The following is a 25,713-nucleotide window of genomic DNA, read 5'->3' as shown; positions in this document are numbered from 1 at the left end:
GAAAGGGGACCAACAGCGCGGGTCGGCCGGACAGTTGGCCCACTTTGCACCAAGACAGGCCTTGACGGAAAGCGTTGCCTACCGGTTGGCTGTCCGCGGTCCACGCCCGTTTATGTGCCCTGGAGGATTTCCGCGGATGTCCCCGCCTCCGCCACCACCCCTGGGCCGTCCACGAAGACGGGGCTCACGCTCCGGCCACTTCTTCGATCCGGCCCTCGACGACGCCCGACTCGCGGCCGTACGGGACCAGTTGGCCCAGGGCCGCTGGTCCGAGGCGCGCACCCTGCTCGCCGAGACCGGCGACGACTGGGACCGGCGAGGCCACCGCGTCGTCGTCCTCGCCCGCGCCTCCGGCGCCGCCGCCTGGACCCGGGACTGGCTGCTCGCGGAACCCGAGAGCGTCGACGCGGCCACCCTCCTCGCCTGCGCCACCGTCGTCGGGACACTGCGCGGCAAAGAGTCCGAACAGCGCGCGCGGGACGCCTGCCGTGACGCGATCCGCCGTGCCCCGGCCGATCCCACACCCTGGCTCGGACTGCTGCTGCTCGCCCGTACGCTCGGCACGGAGGAAGAGACCTCACAGCTCTTCGACGAGGTCAGGACCCGGCATCCGGACCATCACCATGCCCATCATCTGATGGCGGCGCGGCTCGCGGAGCGCAGTCCCGAAGCCGGCCAGGACCCGTTGCACGAGGTGTACGACTTCGCGGCCTGGGCCGCGGAACAGGCCCCCGCCGAATCGCCGCTCGCGATCCTGCCCGTGGTCGCCCACGCCGAGCGCTATCGCGTCCTCGCCGCCGCGGGACATGAGCCGGGCGACCCCGCGGCCTCCGCCCACTGGACCGGACGCCGCGCCCGTCAGGTGCTCAAGGTCGCCTTCGACTGGTGGCTGGAGTGGGAGGCGGGGGAGCATCCGCGCGGCCGCGTCGACCTCAACTTCCTCGCCCACGCCCAGTTCCACGACGGGCGGTTCGCCGAGGCCGCCGCGCTGTTCCAGCGGATCGGTCCGCACCAGACCCCGGATCCCTGGTCGTACCCCCACCGGGACCCGCGCGAAGCGTTCCTCGCCGCGCGCGACGCGGCGCTCGGCTCCGCCTGAACACCACTCAACACCGCTGAACCAGGCTGAACATCACTGAACATCACTGAATACCGATGAACTCCGAAAGGACCACCCTGTCATGTCGACGGGCAGACCGAGCACGAGCGAGCTCAACGAGATCCATACCTACAAAGGGCAGGAACGGGCGTTGCGTGCCGACCGGCTCGGCACGATGGGACTGCTGCTCTCCGTCCTCGCCGCGAGCGCGCCGATGCTCGTCGTCGCGGGCGTCATGCCCACCGTCTTCGGTGTCATGGGCATCGTCGGACAGCCCCTGCTCTATGTGATCCTCGGCGTCGTCCTGGTGCTGTTCAGCTTCGGGTACGCGGAGATGAGCCGGCATGTGCACAACGCCGGCGCGTTCTACGCGTATATCGCCCGCGGTCTCGGCCCGACCGCCGGCGCCGGTGCCTCGCTCGTCGCCCTCGTCGCGTACAGCGCCATGCAGGTCGGTATCTACGGCATCCTCGGCTTCGAGGTCTCCGGGCTCTTCGCCACCTATCTCGATCTGACCGTGGCCTGGTGGATCCCGGCGCTCGTCGCCGCCGCGATCGTCGGTCTGCTGGGCTGGCTGAAGATAGACCTCAACGCCAAGGTCCTCGGCGTTCTGCTGATCGTCGAGTGCGCGCTGGTCGTGATCTTCGACATCGCCTCCCTCGCCGATCCGGGCGAGGAGGGGCTGTCCATGGCCGCCTTCAACCCCGACACCCTGACCGGCGCGGGGTTCGGCACCGCGCTCTGCTTCTGCGTCGCCGCCTTCGTCGGCTTCGAACAGGCCCCGGTCTACGCCGAGGAGACGAGCCGGCCGAACGTCGTCGTCTCACGTGTCATGTTCCTGGCCGTCGGCTACGCCGCGCTGTTCCTGGCCTTCAGCGCCTGGGCGGTGACCGTCGCCGCGGGACCCGGCTCGATCGTCAAAGCCGCGGGGGAGCAGGGGCCAGGACTGCTCTTCGGCCTGACCGAGAGCCGGCTGGGCGGCACCTTCACCGATGTCCTGCACGTCCTGTTCGTGACCGGCATGTTCGCCGCGCTGCTCAGCTTCCACAATGTCGTCGCGCGCTACGCCTTCGCGATGGGCCGCGAGGGCCTGCTGCCCGCCGCCTTCGGCCGCACCAGCACGTCGAGCGGCGCGCCCGCGTCGGGCTCCGTGCTCCAGTCCGCGGTCTCGGTCGCCGTCATCCTGGCCTTCGCCCTCACCGACGACAAGCCGGTCGGGGACCCGACGGCCCCGGTGCTCCATCTCTTCACCTGGATGGGCAACATCGGCGCGCTCGGGGTCATCGTGCTGATGGCCGCGGCCTCCCTCGCCGTCATCGTCTTCTTCGTACGGCGGGGAGCCGCGCGCCATCAGGCCGCGCGGCTGGTGGCCTCCGGGCTGGCGGGCATCGCGCTGGTGACCATCGCCGGCTACACCGTCAAGGACTTCGACATCCTCGTCGGGTCGGGACCCGGCTCCGCGCTCAGCTGGGTGCTGCCCGGGATCATCGCTCTCGCGCTGATCGGCGGGCTGGTGTACGGACTGGTGCTGCGCTCCGTCAAGCCCGAGGTGCACGCCCGTATCGGGCTCGGCAACGAGGCCTTCCAGTTGGAGAAGGCGGCCGAGTCCGAGACGAAGGCCGGGGTGTGACGTCCCCGCCGTGAGGCGGACAGCACGCTGCTGACGAAAGTATGACGAACACCCGCGGGCCCTGGCTTCACGGGCCCGCGGGTGGTCTCCTCGATGGGTGACCCACCAACCAAGCCGGCCCGAGGGCACGCCGGTAGGACGGCGCCTGGTGCTCTCCATGCTCGGCCTCGGCGCCGCGGGACTCCTCACGGCGCCCCATCTCCAGCGCGGTCTCGAAGCCTTCCTCGGCTCGGCCGCCGACAAGGACCCGACCGGTCTGACCGGACTGCTGCCCAACGGCGGCGGCTTCCGTTACTACTCGGTCGCCGCCTCCGTACCGCGCAAGGGCCCGGACACCTACCGGCTGACGGTCGACGGACTGGTCGACCGGCCCGCCACCTACACCCTCGACGCGCTGCGCGCGCTGCCGCAGACCCGGGTCGTGCACGATGTGCAGTGCGTCACCGGCTGGCGCGTCCCGGACACCCCCTTCGAAGGCGTACGGCTCTCGCGGCTCCTCGACGCGGCGGGGGTACGGTCCGACGCCAAGGCCGTCCGCTTCACCTGCTTCGACGGCACGTACAGCGAGAGCCTCACCCTCCAGCAGGCCCGCCGCGCCGATGTGATGGTGGCGCTCAGGATGCGGGACACCCCGATCGAGCACGCCCACGGCGGCCCGGTCCGGCTCTATGTGGCGCCGATGTACTTCTACAAGTCGGCGAAGTGGCTCTCCGGGATCTCCGTCACCTCCGACGTCAGGCCCGGCTACTGGGAGGAGCGCGGCTATGACGTCGACGCCTGGGTCGGCCGGTCCAACGGCCGAGGCGACACCCCCACGGTCTGAGCCCCCGGCCCCCGGAGCCGACGGGCGGATTCGGCGCTTCAGCCGGGCGGAGCGCTGGGTGCACCGTGTCACCGGCGCGCTGATGCTGCTGTGCGTGGTGAGCGCGGGCTGTCTCTACGTACCCCAGCTCGCCGAACTCGTCGGCCGCCGCGCTCTCGTCGTCACGCTCCACGAGTGGTCGGGGCTGCTGCTGCCGGTACCCCTGCTGCTCGGCCTCGGCTCCCGCGCGCTGCGCGCCGATCTGCGCCGGCTCAACCGGTTCCTGCCGTACGACAAGGAGTGGCTGCGCGCGGTACGGCGGCGCGACACGCGTCCCGAGGCGCGTCCGGCGGGCAAGTTCAACGCCGGGCAGAAGCTCTACGCGGGGTGGATCGCGGGCGCGGTACTGGTGATGCTCGGCACCGGGCTGCTCATGTGGTTCACCGGCCTCACACCGGTCCTGTGGCGTACGAGCGCCACCTTCGTCCATGACTGGCTGGCCCTGGCCATCGGCATCGTGCTGCTCGGGCACATCGGGATGGCGTACGGCGATCCGCAGGCGCGGCGCGGGATGCGCACCGGGTCCGTGGACCGCGCGTGGGCGGAGCGGGAGCACCCCCGATGGAAGGAGGAGTGACCCGCCCCGCCCAGCCCGGACGCGACGAGGTGACGCGCTCACCGCGCCGGGACGCGCCTACAACACCAGGGAGAGCAGCAGGACACAGCCGAGGCCGACCACGGAGATGATGGTCTCCATCACCGACCAGGTCTTCAGCGTCTGGCCGACGCTCATCCCGAAGTACTCCTTCACCAGCCAGAATCCGGCGTCGTTCACATGGCTGAAGAAGAGCGAGCCCGCGCCGATCGCCAGCACCAGCAGCGCCGCGTGCGTCGTCGACATGTCCGCCGCGAGCGGCGCCACCAGACCGGCCGCCGAAATGGTCGCGACCGTCGCCGAGCCGGTCGCCAGCCGGATCGCGACCGCGATCAGCCAGGCGAGCAGCAGCGCGGGGATCGACCAGTCCTTGGAGATGTCCAGGACCATCTGGCCCACGCCCGAGTCGATCAGTGTCTGCTTGAAGCCACCGCCCGCGCCGACGATCATCAGCACGCCCGCGATGGGGGCGAGCGACTTCTCGACGGTGGAGGAGATCCGGTCCTTGGTGAACCCGGCCGCGCGGCCCAGGGTGAAGATGCCGACGAGTACGGCGGCGAGCAGCGCGATCAGCGGGGAACCGACGACATCCGCCACGCGCTGGACGGTGTTCTCCGGATCGTCCACGACGATGTCCACGAGCGCCTTGCCCAGCATCAGCACGACGGGCAGCAGCACGGTGGAGACGGTCGCGACAAAGCTCGGCCGGGTCTTCAGATCGTCGGAGGTGCGCTGCGGCACCATCGCGTCGGGCGCCGGGATGTCCACCCAGCGCGCGGCGTACCGGGAGAACAGCGGGCCCGCGATGATCACGGTCGGGATGGCGACGACCACCCCGAGCGCCAGCGTGACACCGAGGTTGGCGCCGAGCGCGTCGATCGCGACCAGCGGCCCGGGGTGCGGCGGGAGCAGACCGTGCATCACGGAGAGTCCGGCCAGCGCCGGGACACCGATCCGCATCAGGGAGTAGTTGCCGCGCTTGGCGACCAGCAGGACGACCGGGATCAGCAGCACGATGCCGACCTCGAAGAAGAGCGGCAGCCCGATCACCGAGGCGATCAGGACCATCGCCCACGGCATGGCACGCCCGCTCGCCTTGGCGAGGATCGTGTCGACGATCTGGTCGGCGCCGCCGGAGTCGGCGAGCAGCTTGCCGAGGATCGCGCCGAGCGCGATCAGTACCCCCACCCCCGCGACCGTGGAGCCGAGACCGGCGGTGAAGCTGGTGATGACCTTGTCCAGCGGGGCGCCCGCGAAGGCGCCGAGCGCCAGCGAGCCGAGGGTCAGGGCCAGAAAGGCATGGAGCTTGAAGACGGTGATGAGCAGGACGATGACGGCTATACCGGCGAGAACCGCTATACCCAGCTGCGCGTTGCCCGCCGAGGTGATCGGTTCGGCTGCGTCCGCTGCCAGCGTCTCGACACTGAGACTGGTCACGGGAGTCACGGGAGCTTCCTTCGGCTTTCGAGCCGGCGCAGCGCGGCGACGGCCCGGTCGGTGATTTCTTCGGGGGTACCGGACACATCGACGGCCACGCCCGCTTCGTCCGCGCCCAGGTTCTCCAGGGCCGCGTACTGCGAGTCCAGCAGCGCGGTGGGCATGAAGTGCCCCTTGCGCTCCGACATCCGGTGTTCGATCAACGGCCGGTCGCCGGTGAGGTGGAGGAAGACGGCGCCCGGCGCGGCCGACCGCAGCCGGTCCCGGTAGGCGCGCTTGAGCGCGGAGCTGCTGACCACACCACCGAGCCCGGCCCTGCCGTGCGCCCAGGCCCCGATGGCGTCGAGCCAGGGCCAGCGGTCCGCGTCGTCGAGCGGGGTGCCGGCGGACATCTTCGCGATGTTCTCCGGCGGATGGAAGTCGTCGCCCTCGGCGTACGGGACGCCCAGGGCGGCGGCGAGCAGGGGGCCGACCGTGGTCTTGCCGGTTCCTGCCACGCCCATCACCACGACGACGTGGGGGGTGCTCATCGCATGCCTCGCTGTCTTCCTCGACATCGGCTTCAGTCCGTCCCGGGCATCGGGCCGTCGCGCTACTGAAACCTATTAGGTACGACTTATTCAAGAGGCTGTGATGTAAACGTCGTACTTAATTCCGCAGGGGTACGCCACGTAGGGTTGTCCCATGACCACTGAAGGCCGGGGCTTGCATACCCGTGTGCTGGACACTCTCGGCCTCGCCATCACCGCGGGCGAGTACCCGCAGGGCAGCGTCGTGCGCACCGACGAGGTGGCCCAGCGCTTCGATGTCTCGCGCACCGTCGTCCGCGAGGTGGTCCGCGTCCTCGAATCCATGCATCTGGTGGAGTCCCGGCGCCGGGTGGGCGTGACCGTACGCCCCACCGAGGAGTGGAACGTCTACGATCCGCGCGTCATCCGGTGGCGCCTGGCCGGCTCCGACCGGCCCCGCCAGCTGCGCTCGCTGACCGTGCTGCGCTCCGCGATCGAACCGGTCGCGGCGGGGCTCGCCGCCCGGCACGCCACGCCCGAGCAGTGCGCCGCTCTCACCGAGCAGGCGCTCGGCATGGTCGCCACCTCCCGGGGCCGCCGGCTGGAGGAGTACCTCGTCCATGACATCGCCTTCCACCGGGTGGTGCTGAACGCGTCGGGCAACGAGATGTTCGCCCGGCTCGGCGATGTGGTCGCCGAGGTCCTCACCGGCCGTACGCACCACCAGGTGATGTTCGACGACCCCGATCCGGCCGCCGTGACCCTGCATGTCCAGGTCGCCGAGGCGGTACGGGAGGGGGACGCCGTCCGTGCCGAGGAACTCACCAGGCAGATCGCCGTCGGCGCCCTGGAGGAGCTGGACGTGCTCGCCCCCTGACGCCCCTGTGCGCGCCTCCCGCGCGCGCTTCGGTACGGGAAGGGCGCTCCGGCACGGGATAGTGGGAGGTGACGGAACGTTCGGTGACTGAGCGTCCGAGCGTCTGACGGTGTGAGGAAAGGCAGGTCCTGGCAATGGCGCAGCAGGTGCAGGGGGTCATCGCCCCCGGCAAGAACGAGCCGGTGCGGGTCGAGACGATCGTCGTACCGGACCCCGGCCCCGGCGAGGCCGTGGTGAAGGTGCTGGCGTGCGGCGTCTGCCACACGGATCTGCACTACAAGCAGGGCGGTATCAACGACGACTTCCCCTTCCTCCTCGGCCATGAGGCCGCGGGTGTCGTCGAGTCGGTCGGCGACGGTGTCACCGAGGTGGCGCCCGGCGACTTCGTGATCCTCAACTGGCGTGCGGTGTGCGGGAACTGCCGGGCCTGTCTGCGCGGGCGTCCGCAGTACTGCTTCAACACCCACAACGCCGCACAGAAGATGACGCTCACCGACGGCACGGAACTCTCCCCGGCGCTCGGCATCGGCGCCTTCGCCGAGAAGACCCTTGTCGCGGCGGGCCAGTGCACCAAGGTCGACGCCGGCGTCTCACCGGCCGTCGCCGGTCTGCTCGGCTGCGGCGTGATGGCCGGCATCGGCGCCGCCATCAACACCGGCCAGGTCGGCCGGGGCGACTCGGTCGCGGTCATCGGCTGCGGCGGTGTCGGTGACGCGGCGATCGTCGGCGCGCGCCTCGCGGGCGCGGCCCGGATCATCGCCGTCGACATCGACGACCGCAAGCTGGAGACGGCGAAGTCGATGGGCGCCACCCACACCGTCAACTCCCGCTCCACCGACCCCGTCGAAGCGATCCGCGAGCTGACCGGCGGGTTCGGCGCGGATGTCGTCATCGAGGCGGTCGGCCGCCCGGAGACGTACAAGCAGGCCTTCTACGCCCGTGATCTGGCCGGGACGGTCGTCCTGGTCGGTGTCCCCACCCCCGAGATGACGCTCGAACTGCCGCTGATCGACGTCTTCGGCCGCGGCGGCTCCCTCAAGTCCTCCTGGTACGGCGACTGTCTGCCGTCCCGCGACTTCCCCATGCTCATCGACCTGCACCAGCAGGGCCGGATCGACCTCGGCGCGTTCGTCACCGAGACCATCGGACTCGGCGATGTCGAGAAGGCGTTCGCCCGGATGCACGAGGGCGACGTCCTGCGTTCCGTGGTGGTGTTCTGATGACCGTCCGTATCGACCATCTCGTCACCTCCGGCACCTTCTCGCTCGACGGCGGCACCTGGGACGTCGACAACAACGTCTGGATCGTCGGCGACGACTCCGAGGCGATCGTCATCGACGCGGCCCATGACGCCGCCGCCATCGAGGACGCGCTCGGCGGCCGGACGCTGCGCGCCATCGTCTGCACCCACGCGCACAACGACCACATCGACGCCGCACCGGCCCTCGCCGCCGCCACCGGCGCGCCCGTACTGCTGCACCCCGACGATCTGCCGCTGTGGAAGCAGACCTACCCCGAGCAGGTCCCGGACGGTGAGCTGACCGACGGCGCCACGCTCACCGTCGCGGGCACCACGCTGACCGTGCTCCACACCCCCGGACACGCTCCGGGCGCGGTCTGCCTGTACGCCCCGGAACTGTCCTCGGTCTTCACCGGCGACACGCTCTTCCAGGGCGGCCCCGGCGCCACCGGCCGGTCGTTCTCGCACTTCCCGACGATCATCGACTCGATCCGCGACCGGCTGCTCGGTCTGCCGCCCGAGACGGTGGTCCGTACGGGACACGGCGATACGACCACCATCGGCGCCGAGGCGCCCCAACTGGCGGAGTGGATCAGGCGCGGTCACTGAGGCGGCCACCGGGACAGGGTGAGCCGGCTCTCGAACCGGTACGGCTCACCCGTCACCGGATCGGTGAACTCCAGTACCTTCGCCAGGAGTTGCAACGGTGACGCGTAGTCGTCGGGGCCTTCCGCCCGGACGACGGGGTACACCGGATCGTTCAGGATCGGCAGCCCCAGCCGGTTCATATGGACCCGCAGCTGATGGGTTCGGCCGGTGGCCGGCAGCAGCCGGTACCGGCCGAACCCGCCCCGCCGCTCCACCAGCTCGATCCAGCTCTCGGAGTTCGGCTCACCGGGCACCTCCCGCGCCGCCAGCACCCCGCGCTCCTTCTCGATCCGGCCGCGCACCGTGACCGGCAGCGCCACGGCGGGGTCGTACGGCGCGATCGCCTCGTACTCCTTGCGCACCAGCCGGTCCCGGAACAGCGTCTGGTACGCGCCACGGTCCCCGGCTCGTACGACAAAGAGCGTGAGCCCGGCCGTGAGCCGGTCGAGCCGGTGCGCGGGCCCCAACTCCGGCAGCCCGAGATCCCGGCGGAGCCGGGCCAGCGCGGTCTCCGTGATATGCCGTCCGCGCGGGGTGGTGGCCAGGAAATGCGGCTTGTCGGCGACCACGATCCGCTCGTCGCGGTACACGATCCCGATCCCGAACGGCACCCGCTCCTCGTCGGCGAAGTCCCGGTGGAACCAGACGTACCGCCCGGCGGCATACGGCTCCGCCGCTCCCACCGGACCGTCCACCCCGACGAACCGCCCCTCACGGAACATCGCGTCGACCCGCCCGGCCCCGACGGCGTCCCCGAACCGCGCGACCAGATGATCCCGCACGGTCGCCCACTCGCCCTTCTCGTCCGCGGGCAACCGGAGCCGCACCGCATCGATCCCGTCCCGCTGGGGGAGGGGCGAGGGGGGAGGGGTGCGGTGTCTGCGTGCCACGGGTCCCCGTGTCTTCCTCGGTGTGGTCTCGGCGCCCTCTCCGGGGCGCCTCCGGCGCACGGAGCGTCAGCGCCTCGATTCTATCGAGGGCGGACGGCACCGGCGTCCCTCGTTCGGCCCCCACCCCGACCGTGCGCACCGGGATGAGAGCCGTTCCGGAACCCCCCGGCCGCATGATGGACCGGTGATCAGTGTTCTGTTCGCCGTACTGACCGCGATCAGCAACGGCTCCGCCTCGGTGCTCCAGCGCCGGGCCGCGTCCACCGTGCCCGACGCCGAGGCGATGCGTTTCTCGCTGATCAAACACCTGGCGCGGAAGAAGGTGTGGCTGGCGGGGATCGGGCTGGTGCTCGTGGCCGCGGTGTGCCAGGCGGTGGCGCTCGCCACGGGACCGATCGCGGTGGTGCAGCCGATCTTCGTCATCGAGCTGCCCGCCACCCTGCTGATCGCGAGCTGTGTCTTCCGCCGCCCGCTGGCCCGGTCCGCCTGGCTGGGAGTGGCGGCGGTGACCAGCGGTCTCGCCTTGGGGATGGCCGCCGCCGCGCCGGGCGGCGGCAGCGAGAGCGTCCCCGGGTACGCCTGGATCCCGGCCCTGATCATCACCGGGATCTTCGAGGCCGTGCTGATCATCTGGTCGCGACGGCTGCGCGGCAACGCCCGCGCCGCGCTGCTCGGTCTCGCCGCGGCCTGCGGATACGCGCTGACCGCCGCGCTGATGAAGGACGCCATGTCCCGGCTCGAAAGCGGCGGTGTCCCCGCGCTGGTGACCGCCTGGCAGCTCTACGGCACCGCGGTCGCCGGGGTGGGGGCGCTGTTCCTGCTCCAGAACGCACTCCAGGCCGGCTGGCTGGTCGCGTCCCAGCCGATGCTCACGCTCGGCGACGCGCTGATCAGCATCACGTACGGGGTGACCCTTTTCGGCGAGAGCCTGCGCGCGGGCTGGTGGCTGCTGCCCGAACTCATCGGGGTCGCCCTGATCGCGGCGGGCTGTGTGGAACTGGCCCGCTCCCCTCTGGCCTCCGGCTCCAAGCCTCCGCCGCCCCGCGTCCGCTGACCAGTACCGTCAAGAGACCGTAAAATCCCGGGAATTGGTCCAGTCCTTTCCTGGAGTCGCCTCGCTGGGGCGGGAGGCCGGCCGGGCGGAGCGTACGTGCCATTGGTACAGCCCAATCCCGCGCGGCGCTCATTGACGGGTGCCCGGCAACTGGTTTCTCTGGACAGCACTTCCACAGCGATTTCACAGCACACGCACGGACACGCGACGCGGGACCCCGTCCCCGGTCTCGCCTCCCCCCACATCAAGGAGAGCCGTGTTCACCAGACCCAGAACGATCAGATCCCTGTCATCGCTCCGGCGGCGGCTTCTCGCCGCGCTCACCGCTCTCGTCCTCGCCCTGGGCGGTCTCGTCGGCATCGCCGCGCCGACGCAGGCCGCGGGCGGGCTCACCGCGTCGTTCACCGGTGCCGACAACGGACCCTGGTGGAAAGGCACGTTCGTCATCAGGAACAACGGCGCCACACCGGTCAACGGCTGGACCCTGGAGTTCGATCTGCCGGCCGGGGTCACCATCAGCCAGCACTACAACGGGACCGCGACCGTGAACGGCTCGCATGTCACCGTGGGCAACGCCCACTACAACGCCACCGTTCCGGCGAACGGCAGTACCGAGCCCTACAGTTACTGGTTCGTCGCCACCGGCCCGATCACCGCGCCGACCGGCTGCCTGATCAACGGCGACAAATGCGACGGCAGCCCCGCCGCGCCACCGTCCGCGCCGGGCGGTGTGACCGTCACCGACACCACCGCCCGGACCGTGAGCCTGAAGTGGAACGCCTCCGCCCGCGGCGACTTCCCCGTCGCCGGGTACGAAGTGCTGCGCGGCGGCGCCGTCGTCGCGGCCACCGCCACCACCTCCGCCACCGTCCGGGACCTGACCCCGGCGACCGGCTACAGCTTCACCGTCCGCGCCAAGGACACCCGCGGCAACCTCGGTGAGCCGAGCGCGCCCGTCACCGCGACCACCGTGGACCCGGCGACCGACCCCGTACCGCCGACGGCCCCCGGCGGCCTGCGCGCCACCGCCGTCACCGCCAGTACCGTCGCGCTGGCCTGGAACGCGTCGACCGACAACAACCGCGTCGCCGCCTACGACGTCTACCGGGGAGCGACCCAGGTCGCCACCGTCCCGGCGGACACCCTGACCACCACGGTCACCGGGCTGAGCCCCGCCACGACGTACGCGTTCACGGTCCGGGCCCGCGACGCCGCCGACAACCCGTCCCCGGCCGGTGCCACGCTCACGGTCACCACACAGGAGGCGGTCGGCAACGGCCGTTACGCGACCGTCGGTTACTTCGTCCAGTGGGGCATCTACGGCCGCCAGTACTTCGTCAAGAACCTGGACACCTCCGGGGCCGCCGCCAAACTGGACGTGATCAACTACGCCTTCGGCAATATCGACCCCGTCAACCTCACCTGCCTCAACGGCGTCGTCAAAGGCGTCTCGGGCAACCCCCAGGACCCCAACGAGGGCGATGGGGCCGGTGACGCCGAGGCGGACTACGGCCGCGCCTTCGCCGCCTCCCAGTCGGTGGACGGCGTGGCCGACGACGGCTGGGGCAAGCTGCGGGGCAACTTCAACCAGCTCAGGAAGCTCAAGGCCAAGTACCCGCATCTGAAGATCGTCATCTCGCTCGGCGGCTGGACGTTCTCCAAGTACTTCTCCGACGTGGCCGCCACCGACGCGTCACGCAGGAAGTTCGTGAAGTCCTGTGTGGACATGTACATCAAGGGCGACCTGCCCGCGTACAACGGCGCCGGCGGACCGGGCGCGGCGGCGGGGATCTTCGACGGAATCGACCTGGACTGGGAGTGGCCCGGCTCTCCCGACGGACACCCCGGAAACCACTGGAGCACCGCGGACAAGGCCAACAACACCGCCCTGATCGCGGAGTTCCGCAGGCAGCTCGACGCGCTCGGCGGAGACCACAAGCTGCTCACCGCGTTCACCCCCGCCGACCCGAAGAAGATCGACGCGGGCTGGGACGTGTCGAAGATCTTCGGCGATCTGGACTACGCCAATGTCCAGGGCTACGACTTCCACGGCGCGGGCAGCGACAACTCCTGGGAGCCCGGCCGCACCGGCCATCAGGCCAATCTCCACGCCGACAGCCAGTCGCCCTACCCCGACGACTTCAGCATCGACAGTGCGGTGAAGGCGTACACCGACGCCGGGGTCGCTCCACGCAAACTCACCGTCGGTTTCCCCTTCTACGGCAGGGGCTGGAAGGAGGTCGCCGACGGCGGCGTCAGCGGTGAGTGGCAGACCGCGAACGGCGCGGCCCCCGGCCAGTTCCCGGAGGAGGCCGGCACCCGCGGCTACCAGAACCTGATCACCAGCTACCCCGGCATCACGGTCGTCCATGACGCCCAGTCGGTCGCCACGTACGGCTACACGGGCAATGGCGGCCAGTGGTGGTCCTTCGACGACGCCTGGTCGATCGGGAAGAAGACCGAGTACATCAAATCCAAGGGGCTGCTCGGCGCAATGGTCTGGGAGATGTCCGGTGACACCCCGAACGGCACCCTGATGAACGCCCTGTACACCGGGCTCCGCTGACCGCGAGCCGGGCTCAGGAGGCGGTGTTGCCGGGAGCGGCTTCCAGCAGTCGCCGACGCACTTCCTTCTCCTGGGCCCGCCGCGCGGTGACGTCCCTGATGACGGCTCCGACATGGCTCGCGTCGCCGTCGGAGTCGGTCAGCAGCACCACGCTGAACTCGATGGAGATGGTCGAACCGTCCGCGGTCAGCGCGGGAACCGCCAAGAGGTCGTTGTCCCCGTACTTACTGGCGCCGGCGGCCATGGCCGCCGCGAAACCGTCCGAGTGACGCCGCCGGTGCTTCTCGGGGATGATCAGATCCAGATCACGGCCGGCGACCTCGGCCGCCGAGAAGCCGAAGATCCGCTCCGCTCCCCGGTTCCAGTAGCGGATCAGCCCCTCACGGTCGACGATCACCAGACCGTCGGGAGCCCGCTCCGCCATCGCGAGTATCACTTCGGGGTTCAAGTCTCCCATGACGCCTCCGAGTTGCGATGATCCGCCGTCGGCACTCCACGGATCGCCCCGCGAGTGTATACAGTCGACCATGTCGCGCGCGACGGTGAGGACGGAAAAGAGCCCTGTATCGTCACGCGAGCCCCGGCCCCATGGGCCGCGCGCGCACCGCGTCCGGGAAACGCAAATGGTGCCGGCCGTGATTCGGCCGACACCATCAGTGGTTGTCATGCTTGTCTTCTCTGGTGTCCGAGGGGGGACTTGAACCCCCACGCCCGATAAAGGGCACTAGCACCTCAAGCTAGCGCGTCTGCCATTCCGCCACCCGGACCAGGTGTCTGCCGGGCGGCCATGGGCCGTTCCGACGTGGAAAACCATAGCAAACATTCGACGGTGCCCGATCACGGCCCGTTCCGCGCGACCCGGCCCGCGACCCCGCCCGCGGGCCGGGTCGCGGTACGGGCGGCGGGTCCTGTGACGGGCGTATGACAGGCCGGGGCCTGCCTTGGGGTGTGGGGGCGGATCGCGGGAGTATGAGGACCATCAAGCGAGGACCACCAGCAACGACCGTGGGAGTGAGCAGCGTGAGCGAGCCGAACGCGGGCAGGACCGTCTCGGGCGAGGACGAGGTCGTCGACCTCTGCCGTGATCTGATCCGGATCGACACCAGCAACTACGGGGACCACTCGGGACCGGGAGAGCGGGCCGCGGCCGAGTATGTCGCGGAGAAGCTCGCCGAGGTCGGCCTCGAACCCCAGATCTTCGAGTCCCACAAGGGCCGTGCCTCCACCGTCGCCCGGATCGAGGGCGAGGACCCCTCCAGGCCCGCCCTGCTCATTCACGGTCACACGGATGTCGTCCCGGCCAACGCCGAGGACTGGCGGCACCACCCGTTCTCGGGCGAGATCGCGGACGGCTGCGTCTGGGGCCGGGGCGCCGTCGACATGAAGGACATGGACGCGATGACCCTCGCCGTCGTACGGGACAGGATGCGCACCGGCCGCAAGCCGCCGCGCGACATCGTGCTGGCTTTCCTCGCCGACGAGGAGGCGGGCGGCACCTACGGGGCGCGGTATCTCGTCGACCACCACCCCGGGCTCTTCGAGGGCGTCACCGAGGCGATCAGCGAGGTCGGCGGCTTCTCCTTCACCGTCAACGAGAATCTGCGGCTCTATCTCGTCGAGACGGCGCAGAAGGGCATGCACTGGATGCGGCTGACCGTGGAGGGCACCGCAGGGCACGGCTCCATGACCAACCACGACAACGCCATCACCGAACTCTGCGAGGCCGTGGGGCGGCTCGGCCGCCATCAGTGGCCGGTCAGGGTGACCAAGACCGTACGGTCCTTCCTGGACGAGCTGTCCGACGCGCTGGGCACTCCGCTCGACCCGGAGGACATGGACGCCACGCTCGCCAAGCTCGGCGGTATCGCGAAGATGATCGGCGCCACCCTGCGCAACTCCGCGGCGCCCACCATGCTCGGCGCCGGGTACAAGGTGAATGTGATCCCCGGCCAGGCGACCGCGCATGTCGACGGCCGGTTCCTGCCCGGGTACGAGGAGGAGTTCCTGGCCGACATCGACCGGATCCTCGGCCCCCGCGTCAAGCGGGAGGACGTGCATGGCGACAAGGCCCTGGAGACCAGCTTCGACGGCACGTTGGTGGACGCCATGCAGACGGCGCTGTCGGCGGAGGACCCGATCGCGCGGGCCGTTCCGTACATGCTGTCGGGCGGCACCGACGCCAAGTCCTTCGACGACCTCGGCATCCGCGGCTTCGGCTTCGCCCCCCTCAAGCTGCCGCCGGAGCTGGACTTCGCCGGGATGTTCCACGGTGTGGACGAGCGGGTACCGGTTGACGGCCTTCAGTTCGGTGTGCGGGTGCTGGATCGCTTCATCGACCACAGCTGACAAGGGAGTTGGGGCTCCCGTAATCGACAGCGTGTGCGTCCGCGACTGAGAAGAGTGAATGCGACCATACGCTCGTAGCCTCATTACTTCCTCCTCGTTACAGGTGTGCGGTCCGCGGCTGGGACCGCATTTGCCAACAAGGAGGAACAATGATCAAGAAGGTCGTCGCTGCTGCGGCTGTTACTGGTGGTCTGGTGCTCGCGGGTGCGGGTATGGCCGTCGCCGACGCGGGCGCCCAGGGTGCCGCCATCGGTTCTCCCGGTGTCCTTTCGGGCAACGTGGTCCAGGTTCCGGTCCACGTTCCGGTGAACGTGTGCGGCAACACGATCTCCGTGATCGGGCTGCTGAACCCCGCCTTCGGCAACGTGTGCATCAACGACTGACGTCGTATCTCTCACACCTCGTGAGGGTCTGAGTCCGAGTGGCCCCGGAGTGCGCGCCATGCACTCCGGGGCCGCTGGGCATCCTGCCCCGGCACCGATGCCCAGGGCAGCTCCGAAAGGCAAGAGGCAGGGATCGAAGCTATGAGGCAGGTCACGCGCAAAGGCCTGATCACTGTGGCAGCCGCGGGCGGCGTACTCGCGCTCGGCGGCGGCTACGCACACGCGGACTCGGGAGCGAGCGGCACCGCCGCGAACTCGCCGGGGGTGCTGTCCGGCAACAACGTGCAGGTTCCGGTGCATGTCCCGGTCAACGTGTGCGGAAACACCGTCGATGTCGTCGGGGTGCTCAACCCCGCCTTCGGCAACAAGTGCGCCAATGTGTCCGGCAAACCGTCCGGCGGCGCACACGGTCCTGCGCACGGCGGGGGCCAGGACGGCGGTGCCGCGCACCCCGGCGGGTCGCACAACGGCGGCTCGCACCCCGGCGCCACACACACCGTGCCGTCCGGCGGCTCCCACGCGGGAGGCGGCGCGGCCGACTCCCCGGGCGTCGGCTCCGGCAACTCGGTCGAGGTGCCGATCGACATCCCCGTGAACGTCTGCGGGAACTCCGTCGATGTCATCGGCCTGCTCAACCCCGCGCTGGGCAACGACTGCGCGAACGACGCGCCCGTCCACCCGCCGGTCAAGCCCGAGCAGCCCGGGGTCCCCGGGAAGCCGGTCGCCCCGCACGAGCCCGGCACGCCGCCGTCCGACCGTGCGATCCCGCCGACGCCGGCCGCCCCCGGCGCCCCGAACACCCCCGAGACGCACACCGTCGCCCAGCCCGAGGGCACCGATGTCCTCGCGCGTACCGGTGCCGACGCGCTCGGGATCGCGATTCCGGCGGGTGCGGGCCTGCTGCTCGCGGGCACCATCCTCTACCGCCGCTCCCGGTCCCGCTCCGCCGCGTAGTCACGCGACATCGCACCGTAGCGAAGCGGGCGGAAAGCACACCGAAAACGGAACAAGGCAGGACAGGGCGGGCCTCGTAGCAGCGGGGCCCGTTCCGTCGTACTCACCCTCACCAGGTGGCGCGCACCTGACGGATGATGCGTCGGCGCAGCCGTACCCTGCGGCTGCCGTCCCGGTGCAGGCTCAGACGGTCCAATTCCCAGTGCCCGTACTCGGCATGGTCGGTGAGCAGACGCGCCGCTTCCTTGCGGGAGACCCCGCGCGGCACGTACACGTCGACAAATTCGTATTCCGGCATCGCATCTATTGTGCGGGCAGAGCCCCGGTACGGATAGCGTCTGCACTATGTCTGATGCTGCGCAGCCCACCGCTGCCGAGGTACGCGCTGCCGCCGAGGCGGTCAAGGTAGCTCTGGACCGCCATCTCGCGGCGGTCGAACACCGCACGGGTGAGGACGACCCGGCTGTTTCCGACGCGTTCAACGCCCTCGCCGTCGCGGCCGAGGTCTATGACGAGCGGCTTTACAACCGGTACGACGAAGTCACCCCCTTCGAGATCCCGGACCCGGACGACTCACTGCCGCCCTACAACGGTCCCGAGGAGCCCAACGCCCTCAGCGTGCTGATCCGGCGTGACTACGCGGTCGTGGAGCCGCAGCGGCTGCTCGCACAGGCACAGCGCATCGCCGATGTGGAAGGGGACACCGACAACGGAGGAGTGGCGGGCGGCAGTGTGCACGCCGCCCTCGGTGTGCTCTTCGGTGAGTACGAACCGGACGAGATCGCCTCCCGTCACAAGGAGTTCGGCCTTGAGGAGGGCGACTCCACCCTCTGGGTGTCCGCCGCGGACGACCTCCCCGAGCCGGGGGAGTGGCTTTCGGCCCCCTTCGACCAGGCCGATCCCCAGCAGGTGGTCTGCCGCTTCGATGTCAGCGCGGTCTTCGACGAGGACGATCTCGACGCGGACATCGACGACCTGGAGGAACAGGACGCCTGACGCCGTACCGCCCGCGCCGACGGGCGCGGCGCGGGCGGTACGGACGTCCCGGATGCGGCCTGGTCGACATGCGGTCTGGTCGACCCGGGCGCGGCTCAGCCCGGCTGCACCGCCGGGGCCAGCAGGCCCTCGATCAGCGGGCGCAGTCTGGTGGTCCGCTCCTGGGACGGGACGTCCGTCACGGCACGCGCGAGCGCCTGGTCGACGCCGTGCACCACCGACAGATGGCGATCGCCCCGGCTGAACGCCGTATAGACCCATGGGCGGCTCAGCCCCCGCGCGGCGTCGCCGGGGAGCACCACGACCGCCGCGGGCCAGCGCATCCCCGCCGCCTGGTGCGCGGTGAGCGCCCAGCCGTGGCGTACGGCCGACTCCACCCGGTCCCTGGCCACGACGACCTCCGTGCCCGCGCAGTCGAGACGCAGCCCCTCGGCGTCCGCGGCGACCACCGCCCCCTGGAGCGTCCGGCCGGGCGACGGTACGTAGGCGATCCTGTCACCCGGATCGAAGCCGCCGAACCGGCCGGGACCGGGGTTGAGCCGCTCCTTGAGCGCCGTGTTCAGCGCGCGGGTGCCCGCCGAGCCGCCATGGCCCACGGTGATCACCTGTGTCTGCCCGGCGTCCACCCCGAAGGCGCGCGGCACCGACTCGGCCACCAACTGCACCGTGCGGTGCACCGCCTCGCCCGCGTCCCGCACCGGAACGATCACGACCTCCTTGCCGGGGGCGTCGACCTGCTGCAGCTCACCGATGCCGATGCCCGAGACCAACTCGCCGACCGGCCCCGGGTCGGGGGTACGGGAGGCGAGCCGCGGGCACACCCCGGCGGCCAGCAGATCGGCGAACACCCGGCCCGCGCCCGCCGACCACAGGACTCCGGGGTCACCGCTGAGGACCAGACGGCTGCCGTCGGGCAGGGACTCGACGATCATCGCGGCCGTCTCGACATCGAGCTGCGGCGCGTCCAGGACGACCAGGAGATCGAGCGCGAACAGGCCGTCCGCGTACCGTCCGGGGCCTTCCGCGCCCGCCAGCAGCCCGGCCACGGTGACGGCTCCCGCCGCCGCGTCCAGTCGGTCACGGCCGTTCTCGCTGTGCGTCGCGACGACCGCGCGCACCCCGAGCGCGCGGGCCGCCCCGGCCAGGGCGACCGGCTCGGCGCGCGCGGCCTCACCGCCGGTGTGCAGCACGAGCCCATGGCCGGCGACCGCGCGGATCAGCTCCGCCGCCGCGCGCGGGGCCTTTGCCGCGGCCTCGTCCCAGGAGTCCTCGGGCCCGGTCCTGACCAGCCGCGCGAGCCCGTCGGCCAGGCTCTCCTCGGCGAGCGCGTACCGGTCGAGCCCGAGCAGCACGGGGGCCGGCGGACCGGCCTCGGCCGGGTCGGTGCCGTCGGCGGGCTCCTCGTCCGCTCCGGCCTCGCTCTCCTCCGCGACGGCCGGGGAATCCTCCTCGAAGCCGTCCTCGAAACCGCCTCCGAAGCTGTCCTCCGCGCCCTCCTGGAACACCAGCACCGCGCCCTCGGCGATCGCGTGCCGCACCGCCTCGTGAGGGTCGGGCACCGCGTGTTCGGCCAGGGTGTCCCGTACCGACGCGGCCTCAAGCGCGGTGTGGCCCTGGAGCGCGGCCCGTTCCAGCAGCCAGCCGACGAGCGCGGCGGCCCGCCGTTCGTCACCGGGGCCGCAGGCCGCCCCGAGCAGGGCGCGCGCGAACCCGTCGGCCTGCTCGGGCCGTACCCCGGCGACACCGAGCAGCAGCCACGGGTCCTCGCGCAGCACCTCCGCCGCCTGCTCCCCGAGCGCGGTGGCGACCTGCCCCGCGAGCGCCTCCGGCGCACCGCCTCGCGCCAGCACGGCCCGTACGGCGGACACCGCCTCGGCAGGGACGGCGCGCGAGGCCGACGCGGGCGCGGGCGAGAGGCCCGGCGAGGGGCCCGAGGGAGCGGCCGACGCGGGCTCAGCGGCGCGCGGAGACGGCTGGGCGCGCTCCGGGGCGGCGGACGCGCGCGGGCCCAGCAGCGACCGGTCCACGGGCGCGCCGCTCTCCACGGCGCGTACGGCGGCGAGCAGATCGGCGGCCTGCCCGCTCAGTTTCGTGCCGGCGGCGATGGGGCCGGCCTTCTCCGCCTTGCGCTGCTCGATCCGCTCCCGCAGCTCCCGCTGCGCGGCCAGCTCGGCCGCGGCCTCGGACACCTCGGCCGCGGCCGTCCCGCCCTCCGCGTCCGGCGCGTCCGCGCCGGGACTGTCCGCGCCGGGACTGTCCGTGCCGGGGCCTTCCGCGTCCTCCGTGGCGTGCTCAGTGGCGGTCTCGGCCGCCCCCGCGGCGGTGTCGCGGTCCGTACTCACAGCGTGCTCCAGTCCTGGTCGGGATAGCGGTGCACGGGCGCCGACACATCGTCGAGCGCCTGGCAGATCTCGTCAGGAAGACTAAGGCTCTCCACTGACAGAGCGGCCGTGAGCTGCTGCGCGTTGCGCGCGCCGATGATCGGTGCCACGACCCCGGGGCGGTCCCGTACCCATGCCAGCGCCACTGCCAAGGGGGTCGTGGCGAGCCCTTCCGCCGCCGTCGCGACCGCGTCCACGATCCGGCTCGCCGGCTCGTCCAGATACGGCTCGACGAACGGGGCCAACAGCTCGGAGGCGCCCCGGGAATCGGGCGGTGTGGTGTGCCGGTACTTGCCGGTGAGCACCCCGCGCCCCAGCGGTGACGAGGGCAGCAGCCCGACCCCCAGATCGATCGCGGCGGGCAGCACCTCCCGCTCCACCCCGCGTTGCAGCAGTGAGTACTCCATCTGACTGCTGGCCAGCCGGGTCCGTATACCGGGTGAGGCGAGCTGCCAGGTGGCGGCCTTGGCCAGCTGCCAGCCGCAGAAGTTCGACACCCCCGCGTACCGGGCCCGCCCGCTGGTGACCGCGATGTCGAGCGCGTGGAGCGTCTCCTCCAGCGGTGTGCCGGTGTCGAAGGCGTGGATCTGCCACAGATCCACATAGTCCGTGCCGAGCCGCTCCAGGGACGCGTCCAGCGCGGCGAGCAGATGTCCGCGCGAACCGTCGAAGCGCCGGTAGGGATCGGGCACACTCCCGGCCTTGGTCGCGATGATCAGATCGCGGCGCGGAACGAGCCGTTCGACGAGTTGACCGAGCAGATATTCGGCCTCCCCGCCGCCGTACACGTCCGCCGTGTCGATCAGCGTGCCGCCCGCTTCCCAGAAGGCCTTCATCTGGTCGGCGGCGTCGTGCTCGTCGGTGTCCCGCCCCCAGGTCAGGGTGCCGAGCCCGATTCTGGACACGCGCAGGCCGGTTCGGCCGAGATGCCTCTGCTCCATGGCTGCTGAGATTACTGGCCACGGCCCCACGCGGAGAGAGCCTGTGGACAACCCGCCCCTGACGGATGCCCGTATCGCGCGCTAGAGTCCCGGGCACAGGGACGTTACTCATCGGTAAGGGAGTGGTTATGCGGCTCGGCATCAACCTCGGATACTGGGGCGCGGGGATGGACGGCGACAACCTCGCCGTCGCGCAGGAGGCGGACCGGCTCGGCTACGACGTCTGCTGGGCCGCCGAGGCGTACGGCTCCGACGCGCCGACCGTACTGAGCTGGGTCGCCGCGCAGACCGAGAGCATCGACGTCGGTTCCGCGATCCTTCAGATCCCGGCACGCCAGCCCACGATGACGGCCATGACCGCCGCCACCCTCGACTCCCTCTCCGGCGGCCGGTTCCGGCTCGGCCTCGGCGTCTCGGGCCCGCAGGTCTCCGAGGGCTGGTACGGAGTGAAGTTCGACAAGCCGCTCGCCCGCACCCGGGAGTATGTGGAGATCGTCCGCGGGGCCATGACCCGCGAGCGGCTGTCGTACGAGGGCGAGCACTGGACGCTGCCGCTGCCCGGCGGCCCCGGCAAGCCGCTGAAGCTCACCGTCCACCCGGAGCGCGAGCGCATCCCGCTCTACATCGCCGCGATCGGCCCCAAGAACCTGGAGCAGACCGGCGAGATCGCCGACGGCGCGCTGCTGATCTTCCCCTCCGCCGAGCATCTGGAGGACACGGCGGTCCGGCATCTGCGGGCGGGCCGCGAGAAGGCCGGGCTGACCATGGACGGCTTCGACGTCTGCCCCACCGTGCCGATCGCGGTCGGCGAGGACATCAACGCGCTGGCCGATGTCTTCCGTCCGTACACCGCGCTCTATGTGGGCGGGATGGGCAGCCGCAAGCAGAACTTCTACAACCAGCTCGCCCGGCGCATGGGGTATGAGAAGGAGGCCACCGAGATCCAGGACAAGTACCTCGCGGGCGACAAGAACGGCGCGGCGGCGGCCGTACCGCACGAGCTGATCGACTCGACCACACTGCTCGGCTCCGTCGAGCGGATCGCCGACCGGATGGGGGCGTACGCCGCCGCCGGTGTCACCACGCTGACGCTCGCACCGTCCGGCTTCACGCTCGACGAGCGGATCGCCGCGCTCCGCGTGGGCACGGAGGCCCTGGAGCGCGCCGGGCTGGTGTCGTAGCCGCCCTGACTCTTGTCCGCTATCCGTCCCGGTCCGATCCGTCCCGGTCCGTGTGGTCGGCATAGCCCGAACGGGCTACCGGACCGGCGCGCTCGTACGCGACGTCCGCGGTGACGTACGGAGAGGTATGCGGGCGGCCGGCCGGAAGTCTCCGGCCGTGGTGGGGGCTCGGGGGGTCTTCCCCGCCACGGCCGTCATGTACGACAACGCCTCCGGGCCCGCTCGGTTACGCGCCGGGGCTTCGTTCACGCTCCTTCTTTCGGCTCAGCGGCCCGGCGTAGCTGTTGCCTGTTCCCCCGCACCCCATTTGACTCGGTTTCTGCGGATGTCTGTATGGAGGTGGCAGTGATGCTCTCGGCCCGAAGCCTGTTCCAGGAAATCCTGGACGACGATCGTTCCTTCCGGCTGTTCTGCTCCATCGCGGCCAGCGGCGAGTCCCAGGGCGGATGGGAGAACGGCCGGATCGCCGCCCTGGTGCCGGGGTCCATGCGGGATCTCGCTCCGAAGATCGCCCGGCACGGCGCCGACGAGGACAAACACGGGCGGATCTTCAACGCCCTGCTGCGCAAGCGCGGTCTCCAGCCGGTCGCGGTACCCGCGGAAACGGACTACACCACGCTGCTGGAGCGGCAGGGCATCGGGCTCGCCCACACGAAGCTGCGCCGTGACGAACCGCTGACCGAGGAGGACATCCTCGTCTATCTCGCGCACAGCCGGATCACCGAACAGCGGGCCGCCGACCAGATGGTGATGCTGGTCAGATACTTCGGCGACAACCCCGAGGTCGGCAAGGCCGTCAAGATGATCAGCAATGACGAGGACAACCATCTCGCCTACTGCCACGAGGAGCTGCTGCGGCTGGCCCGCGCGGGCCATGGCCGTACGATCCAGCGCACCCTGCGGCACTGCGCCCTGTCCGAGATCAGGGTCTACCGTCAGGTGAGTCTGGCCGTGATGGGCCGGATGGGCCGGATCCTCGGCTGGCCGGCGCCCAAGTCGGCGGCACTCGCGGCGGGGATCCACGCGATCTACGCGTACGAACGGCTCATCGGCTGGCGCCGGATGGTCACGCTCGTGATGCCCGAGCGGCGCGACGCGCTCGGCGGGACCGCGACCGCCGCACCGGCCTTCTGAGCCGCTGAGATTCCAAACCCCTGACGCGCGGCGGGTCGGAGCCACGCGCGGCGGGTCGGGGCCACGCATGGCGGGTCAGAGCCAGCCGCGACGCTTGAACGCCCGATGCAGCCCGAAGACCACGACCACCATGAACACGAGCACCGCCGGATACGCCCACACATACCTCAGCTCCGGCATGTACCTGAAGTTCATGCCGTAGATCCCCGCGACCAGCGTGGGGACGGCGGCCATGGCCGCCCACGCCGAGATCTTCCGCATGTCGTCGTTCTGCCGCACGCCCATCTGCGCGAGATGCGCCGCCAGGATGTCGGAGAGCAGCCGGTCCAGCCCCTCCACCTGCTCATTGGCGTGCAGCAGATGGTCGTTGACGTCCCGGAAGAACAGCTGCGAGCCCGTGTCGACGAACGGCACCCCGGGGCCCGCCAGCCGGGCCATCGGCGACGCCAGCGGGCCGGTGGCCCGGCGGAACTCCATCACCTGCCGTTTGAAGTTGTAGATCCGTTCCGCGGTCGACATCACCGAGCCCGGCCCCGACCCCGGTCCCGGCTTGCGCGACCCGGATCCGCCGTCGCCCCCGTTCGGCGCGAAGACCTGCTCCTCCAGCTCCTCCAGATCGAGCTGGAGCTCCCCGGCCACCTCGATGTAGTCGTCCACGACCGCGTCGCTGACCGCGTACAGGACCGCCGTGGGTCCGTGCTTGAGTACCTCGGGCTCCGCTTCGAGCCGTTGCCGTACGGCCGTCAGCGGAGCGCTCCCGCCGTGCCGGACCGTCACCACGAAGGAGTCGCCGACGAAGACCATCAGCTCTCCGGAGGAGACGATGTCGCGTTCGTGGTCGTACCGCACCGGTTTGAGCACGACGAACAGCGAGTCGTCGTAGATCTCCAGCTTGGGCCGCTGATGCGCGGTGAGCGCGTCCTCCACGGCCAGCGGATGCAGCCCGAACTCGCTGCTCACGAGGTCGAACTCGTGCGCCGTGGCCTCGTGCAGCCCGAGCCAGAGGAACGCGTCGCCCGTGGCGCGCGCCTCGGCGAGGGCGTCGGAGAAGTCGGCGGGGCCGTCGGTACGGCGTCCGTCGCGGTAGATGGCACAGTCCACGATCACGGCGGGCATTCTCCCCTCTCGGCGTCCGGCCCGCATCCTCCGGGCCCGCACCGGCCCATGACGCCGCCGTACGGACCGCCTACGCTGGCGGGCATGGCCACATTGATCCTCGTACGTCATGGACGGTCCACCGCCAACACCGCGGGGCTGCTCGCGGGCTGGACGCCGGGGGTCGCCCTCGACGAGCGCGGCGCCGCCCAGGCCGCGGCGCTGCCCGGACGCCTGGCGGGGGTGCCGATCGCCGCCGTCGTCAGCAGCCCGTTGCAGCGCTGTCGGGAGACCCTTCAGCCGCTGCTGGAGGCCAGGCCGGAGCTGGCGGTCCAGACCGACGACCGGATCGGGGAGTGCCACTACGGCGACTGGTCGGGCCGCAAGCTCGCCGAGCTGGCCGACGAGCCGCTGATGACCGTCGTCCAGCAGCATCCCTCGGCCGCCGTGTTCCCCGGGGGCGAGTCGATGCGCGCGATGCAGACGCGCGCGGTGGACGCCGTACGGGAGTGGAACGCGCGCGTGGAGGAGGAGCACGGTGAGGACGCCGTCTTCCTGATGTGCTCGCACGGGGACATCATCAAGGCGCTCGTGGCGGACGCCCTGGGCATGCATCTGGATCTTTTCCAGCGGATCCATGTGGACCCCTGCTCGGTCACGGCGGTCCGCTACACGCGGCTGCGCCCCTTTGTGCTGCGGCTCGGTGACACCGGCGATCTCGCCGGGCTGGCGCCGCGGGAGAACACCGGCGGCGGCAGCGGTGTCGTGGGGGGCGGAGCGGGAGCACCGTGATCGCTCCGCGCAGTAGGGTGGACGCGCCGTCCGTGCGATCCCGGGGCTTCCCGGGACCCGCGGTCCGCCCATCGCGCGTGCCGATCCATCGCCATGACCGATG

General features: G+C 70.9%; 24 protein-coding genes and 1 tRNA gene. 16 read left to right on the top strand and 9 right to left on the bottom strand.

Annotated elements, in window-relative coordinates:
- The first annotated feature begins 136 nt into the window (after positions 1-136).
- The 4 genes from M1203_RS20490 to M1203_RS20475 all read left to right on the top strand — a co-directional run bounded on the left by M1203_RS20490 (position 137) and on the right by M1203_RS20475 (position 4,168).
- Complete coding sequence (locus M1203_RS20490) at positions 137-1,099, top strand: hypothetical protein (RefSeq protein WP_249951199.1); 963 nt, start codon at positions 137-139, stop codon at positions 1,097-1,099.
- A gap of 82 nt (positions 1,100-1,181) precedes the next feature.
- On the top strand, positions 1,182-2,729 hold the full coding sequence (locus M1203_RS20485; RefSeq protein WP_249951198.1) for an APC family permease: 1,548 nt from the start codon (positions 1,182-1,184) through the stop codon (positions 2,727-2,729).
- A 157-nt stretch (positions 2,730-2,886) separates the two neighbouring features.
- A complete protein-coding gene (locus M1203_RS20480; protein WP_249951317.1) occupies positions 2,887-3,552 on the top strand; it encodes a molybdopterin-dependent oxidoreductase in 666 nt (221 codons plus the stop codon).
- The gene (locus M1203_RS20475) at positions 3,494-4,168 is read left to right on the top strand and encodes a cytochrome b/b6 domain-containing protein (RefSeq protein WP_249951197.1); all 675 of its coding nucleotides are present in this window, start codon (positions 3,494-3,496) and stop codon (positions 4,166-4,168) included. The genes M1203_RS20480 and M1203_RS20475 overlap by 59 nt, the downstream gene beginning before the upstream one ends.
- Before the next feature lie 57 nt (positions 4,169-4,225).
- On the opposite strand, the gene M1203_RS20470 is transcribed toward M1203_RS20475, so the two are convergent.
- Positions 4,226-5,623 (bottom strand): gluconate:H+ symporter, encoded by a 1,398-nt coding sequence (locus M1203_RS20470; RefSeq protein WP_249951196.1) that lies wholly within the window; start codon positions 5,621-5,623, stop codon positions 4,226-4,228.
- A gap of 5 nt (positions 5,624-5,628) precedes the next feature.
- Complete coding sequence (locus tag M1203_RS20465; RefSeq protein ID WP_249951195.1) at positions 5,629-6,153, bottom strand: gluconokinase; 525 nt, start codon at positions 6,151-6,153, stop codon at positions 5,629-5,631.
- A 154-nt stretch (positions 6,154-6,307) separates the two neighbouring features.
- Here M1203_RS20465 and M1203_RS20460 point away from each other — a divergent pair, with 154 nt between their 5' ends.
- The 3 genes from M1203_RS20460 (at position 6,308) to M1203_RS20450 (ending at position 8,858) form a co-directional block, all read left to right on the top strand.
- Positions 6,308-7,009, top strand: coding sequence for a FadR/GntR family transcriptional regulator (locus M1203_RS20460; protein ID WP_249951194.1), 702 nt, complete (start codon positions 6,308-6,310; stop codon positions 7,007-7,009).
- A gap of 134 nt (positions 7,010-7,143) precedes the next feature.
- On the top strand, positions 7,144-8,229 hold the full coding sequence (locus M1203_RS20455) for an S-(hydroxymethyl)mycothiol dehydrogenase (RefSeq protein WP_249951193.1): 1,086 nt from the start codon (positions 7,144-7,146) through the stop codon (positions 8,227-8,229).
- A complete protein-coding gene (locus M1203_RS20450) occupies positions 8,229-8,858 on the top strand; it encodes an MBL fold metallo-hydrolase (protein ID WP_249951192.1) in 630 nt (209 codons plus the stop codon). Before M1203_RS20455 ends, M1203_RS20450 begins: the two co-directional genes overlap by 1 nt.
- Here M1203_RS20450 and M1203_RS20445 read toward each other — a convergent pair.
- Positions 8,852-9,787, bottom strand: coding sequence for an RluA family pseudouridine synthase (locus M1203_RS20445; protein WP_249951191.1), 936 nt, complete (start codon positions 9,785-9,787; stop codon positions 8,852-8,854). The two genes, M1203_RS20450 and M1203_RS20445, sit on opposite strands and share 7 nt — an antisense overlap.
- A 184-nt stretch (positions 9,788-9,971) precedes the next feature.
- Here M1203_RS20445 and M1203_RS20440 point away from each other — a divergent pair, with 184 nt between their 5' ends.
- Both M1203_RS20440 and M1203_RS20435 read left to right on the top strand, forming a co-directional pair.
- Positions 9,972-10,841, top strand: a complete 870-nt coding sequence (locus tag M1203_RS20440) for a DMT family transporter (RefSeq protein ID WP_249951190.1) — start codon at positions 9,972-9,974, stop codon at positions 10,839-10,841.
- A 256-nt stretch (positions 10,842-11,097) separates the two neighbouring features.
- On the top strand, positions 11,098-13,407 hold the full coding sequence (locus M1203_RS20435; protein WP_249951189.1) for a glycosyl hydrolase family 18 protein: 2,310 nt from the start codon (positions 11,098-11,100) through the stop codon (positions 13,405-13,407).
- A gap of 13 nt (positions 13,408-13,420) precedes the next feature.
- On the opposite strand, the gene M1203_RS20430 is transcribed toward M1203_RS20435, so the two are convergent.
- Both M1203_RS20430 and M1203_RS20425 read right to left on the bottom strand, forming a co-directional pair.
- Positions 13,421-13,864 (bottom strand): PAS domain S-box protein, encoded by a 444-nt coding sequence (locus M1203_RS20430; protein ID WP_249951188.1) that lies wholly within the window; start codon positions 13,862-13,864, stop codon positions 13,421-13,423.
- 222 nt (positions 13,865-14,086) lie between these two features.
- Positions 14,087-14,174, bottom strand: a tRNA-Leu gene (locus tag M1203_RS20425).
- 253 nt (positions 14,175-14,427) lie between these two features.
- On the opposite strand from M1203_RS20425, the gene M1203_RS20420 reads away from it, so the two are divergent.
- The 3 genes from M1203_RS20420 (at position 14,428) to M1203_RS20410 (ending at position 17,090) form a co-directional block, all read left to right on the top strand.
- Positions 14,428-15,753, top strand: coding sequence for a M20/M25/M40 family metallo-hydrolase (locus M1203_RS20420; protein WP_249951187.1), 1,326 nt, complete (start codon positions 14,428-14,430; stop codon positions 15,751-15,753).
- Between the two features lie 149 nt (positions 15,754-15,902).
- On the top strand, positions 15,903-16,136 hold the full coding sequence (gene chpH / locus M1203_RS20415) for a chaplin ChpH (RefSeq protein WP_249951186.1): 234 nt from the start codon (positions 15,903-15,905) through the stop codon (positions 16,134-16,136).
- Between the two features lie 141 nt (positions 16,137-16,277).
- On the top strand, positions 16,278-17,090 hold the full coding sequence (locus tag M1203_RS20410) for a chaplin (RefSeq protein ID WP_249951185.1): 813 nt from the start codon (positions 16,278-16,280) through the stop codon (positions 17,088-17,090).
- A gap of 109 nt (positions 17,091-17,199) precedes the next feature.
- Here the strand turns inward: M1203_RS20410 and M1203_RS20405 are convergent, their stop codons facing one another.
- Positions 17,200-17,388 (bottom strand): DUF5703 family protein, encoded by a 189-nt coding sequence (locus M1203_RS20405; protein WP_030354641.1) that lies wholly within the window; start codon positions 17,386-17,388, stop codon positions 17,200-17,202.
- Between the two features lie 47 nt (positions 17,389-17,435).
- Between M1203_RS20405 and M1203_RS20400 the strand changes: the two genes are divergently transcribed.
- Entirely contained in the window at positions 17,436-18,086 is a 651-nt protein-coding gene (locus M1203_RS20400; protein ID WP_030354640.1) for a hypothetical protein, read from the top strand.
- A gap of 95 nt (positions 18,087-18,181) precedes the next feature.
- Here M1203_RS20400 and M1203_RS20395 read toward each other — a convergent pair whose 3' ends face one another.
- Both M1203_RS20395 and M1203_RS20390 read right to left on the bottom strand, forming a co-directional pair.
- Complete coding sequence (locus tag M1203_RS20395) at positions 18,182-20,440, bottom strand: ATP-dependent RecD-like DNA helicase (RefSeq protein WP_283958843.1); 2,259 nt, start codon at positions 20,438-20,440, stop codon at positions 18,182-18,184.
- Positions 20,425-21,408, bottom strand: coding sequence for an aldo/keto reductase (locus M1203_RS20390; protein ID WP_249951183.1), 984 nt, complete (start codon positions 21,406-21,408; stop codon positions 20,425-20,427). Before M1203_RS20390 ends, M1203_RS20395 begins: the two co-directional genes overlap by 16 nt.
- Positions 21,409-21,536: 128 nt before the next feature.
- Here M1203_RS20390 and M1203_RS20385 point away from each other — a divergent pair, with 128 nt between their 5' ends.
- Together M1203_RS20385 and M1203_RS20380 are read left to right on the top strand one after the other, a co-directional pair.
- Complete coding sequence (locus tag M1203_RS20385; RefSeq protein WP_249951182.1) at positions 21,537-22,589, top strand: LLM class F420-dependent oxidoreductase; 1,053 nt, start codon at positions 21,537-21,539, stop codon at positions 22,587-22,589.
- A gap of 348 nt (positions 22,590-22,937) precedes the next feature.
- On the top strand, positions 22,938-23,723 hold the full coding sequence (locus M1203_RS20380) for a ferritin-like domain-containing protein (protein WP_249951181.1): 786 nt from the start codon (positions 22,938-22,940) through the stop codon (positions 23,721-23,723).
- A 75-nt stretch (positions 23,724-23,798) separates the two neighbouring features.
- On the opposite strand, the gene M1203_RS20375 is transcribed toward M1203_RS20380, so the two are convergent.
- Entirely contained in the window at positions 23,799-24,839 is a 1,041-nt protein-coding gene (locus M1203_RS20375; RefSeq protein WP_249951180.1) for a magnesium and cobalt transport protein CorA, read from the bottom strand.
- An 84-nt stretch (positions 24,840-24,923) separates the two neighbouring features.
- Between M1203_RS20375 and M1203_RS20370 the strand changes: the two genes are divergently transcribed.
- Positions 24,924-25,610: a histidine phosphatase family protein gene (locus M1203_RS20370; protein ID WP_249951179.1), complete on the top strand. Its 687-nt coding sequence runs from the start codon at positions 24,924-24,926 to the stop codon at positions 25,608-25,610.
- Positions 25,611-25,713 lie beyond the last annotated feature (103 nt).

Origin of the sequence: Streptomyces sp. 35G-GA-8 (assembly GCF_023534745.1) — a bacterium.
Lineage (GTDB): Bacteria > Actinomycetota > Actinomycetes > Streptomycetales > Streptomycetaceae > Streptomyces.
This window is presented reverse-complemented; position numbering and strand designations above follow the sequence as displayed.

What these genes read in the sequence shown, in the direction of transcription:
- M1203_RS20490 (WP_249951199.1), top strand. Translation starts at nt 137, where the DNA reads ATGTCCCCGCCTCCGCCACCACCCCTGGGCCGTCCACGAAGACGGGGC.
- M1203_RS20485 (WP_249951198.1), top strand. Translation starts at nt 1,182, where the DNA reads ATGTCGACGGGCAGACCGAGCACGAGCGAGCTCAACGAGATCCATACC.
- M1203_RS20480 (WP_249951317.1), top strand. Translation starts at nt 2,887, where the DNA reads ATGCTCGGCCTCGGCGCCGCGGGACTCCTCACGGCGCCCCATCTCCAG.
- M1203_RS20475 (WP_249951197.1), top strand. Translation starts at nt 3,494, where the DNA reads ATGACGTCGACGCCTGGGTCGGCCGGTCCAACGGCCGAGGCGACACCC.
- M1203_RS20465 (WP_249951195.1), bottom strand. Translation starts at nt 6,153, where the DNA reads ATGAGCACCCCCCACGTCGTCGTGGTGATGGGCGTGGCAGGAACCGGC.
- M1203_RS20460 (WP_249951194.1), top strand. Translation starts at nt 6,308, where the DNA reads ATGACCACTGAAGGCCGGGGCTTGCATACCCGTGTGCTGGACACTCTC.
- M1203_RS20455 (WP_249951193.1), top strand. Translation starts at nt 7,144, where the DNA reads ATGGCGCAGCAGGTGCAGGGGGTCATCGCCCCCGGCAAGAACGAGCCG.
- M1203_RS20450 (WP_249951192.1), top strand. Translation starts at nt 8,229, where the DNA reads ATGACCGTCCGTATCGACCATCTCGTCACCTCCGGCACCTTCTCGCTC.
- M1203_RS20430 (WP_249951188.1), bottom strand. Translation starts at nt 13,864, where the DNA reads ATGGGAGACTTGAACCCCGAAGTGATACTCGCGATGGCGGAGCGGGCT.
- chpH (WP_249951186.1), top strand. Translation starts at nt 15,903, where the DNA reads ATGATCAAGAAGGTCGTCGCTGCTGCGGCTGTTACTGGTGGTCTGGTG.
- M1203_RS20410 (WP_249951185.1), top strand. Translation starts at nt 16,278, where the DNA reads ATGAGGCAGGTCACGCGCAAAGGCCTGATCACTGTGGCAGCCGCGGGC.
- M1203_RS20405 (WP_030354641.1), bottom strand. Translation starts at nt 17,388, where the DNA reads ATGCCGGAATACGAATTTGTCGACGTGTACGTGCCGCGCGGGGTCTCC.
- M1203_RS20400 (WP_030354640.1), top strand. Translation starts at nt 17,436, where the DNA reads ATGTCTGATGCTGCGCAGCCCACCGCTGCCGAGGTACGCGCTGCCGCC.
- M1203_RS20390 (WP_249951183.1), bottom strand. Translation starts at nt 21,408, where the DNA reads ATGGAGCAGAGGCATCTCGGCCGAACCGGCCTGCGCGTGTCCAGAATC.
- M1203_RS20385 (WP_249951182.1), top strand. Translation starts at nt 21,537, where the DNA reads ATGCGGCTCGGCATCAACCTCGGATACTGGGGCGCGGGGATGGACGGC.
- M1203_RS20380 (WP_249951181.1), top strand. Translation starts at nt 22,938, where the DNA reads ATGCTCTCGGCCCGAAGCCTGTTCCAGGAAATCCTGGACGACGATCGT.
- M1203_RS20375 (WP_249951180.1), bottom strand. Translation starts at nt 24,839, where the DNA reads ATGCCCGCCGTGATCGTGGACTGTGCCATCTACCGCGACGGACGCCGT.
- M1203_RS20370 (WP_249951179.1), top strand. Translation starts at nt 24,924, where the DNA reads ATGGCCACATTGATCCTCGTACGTCATGGACGGTCCACCGCCAACACC.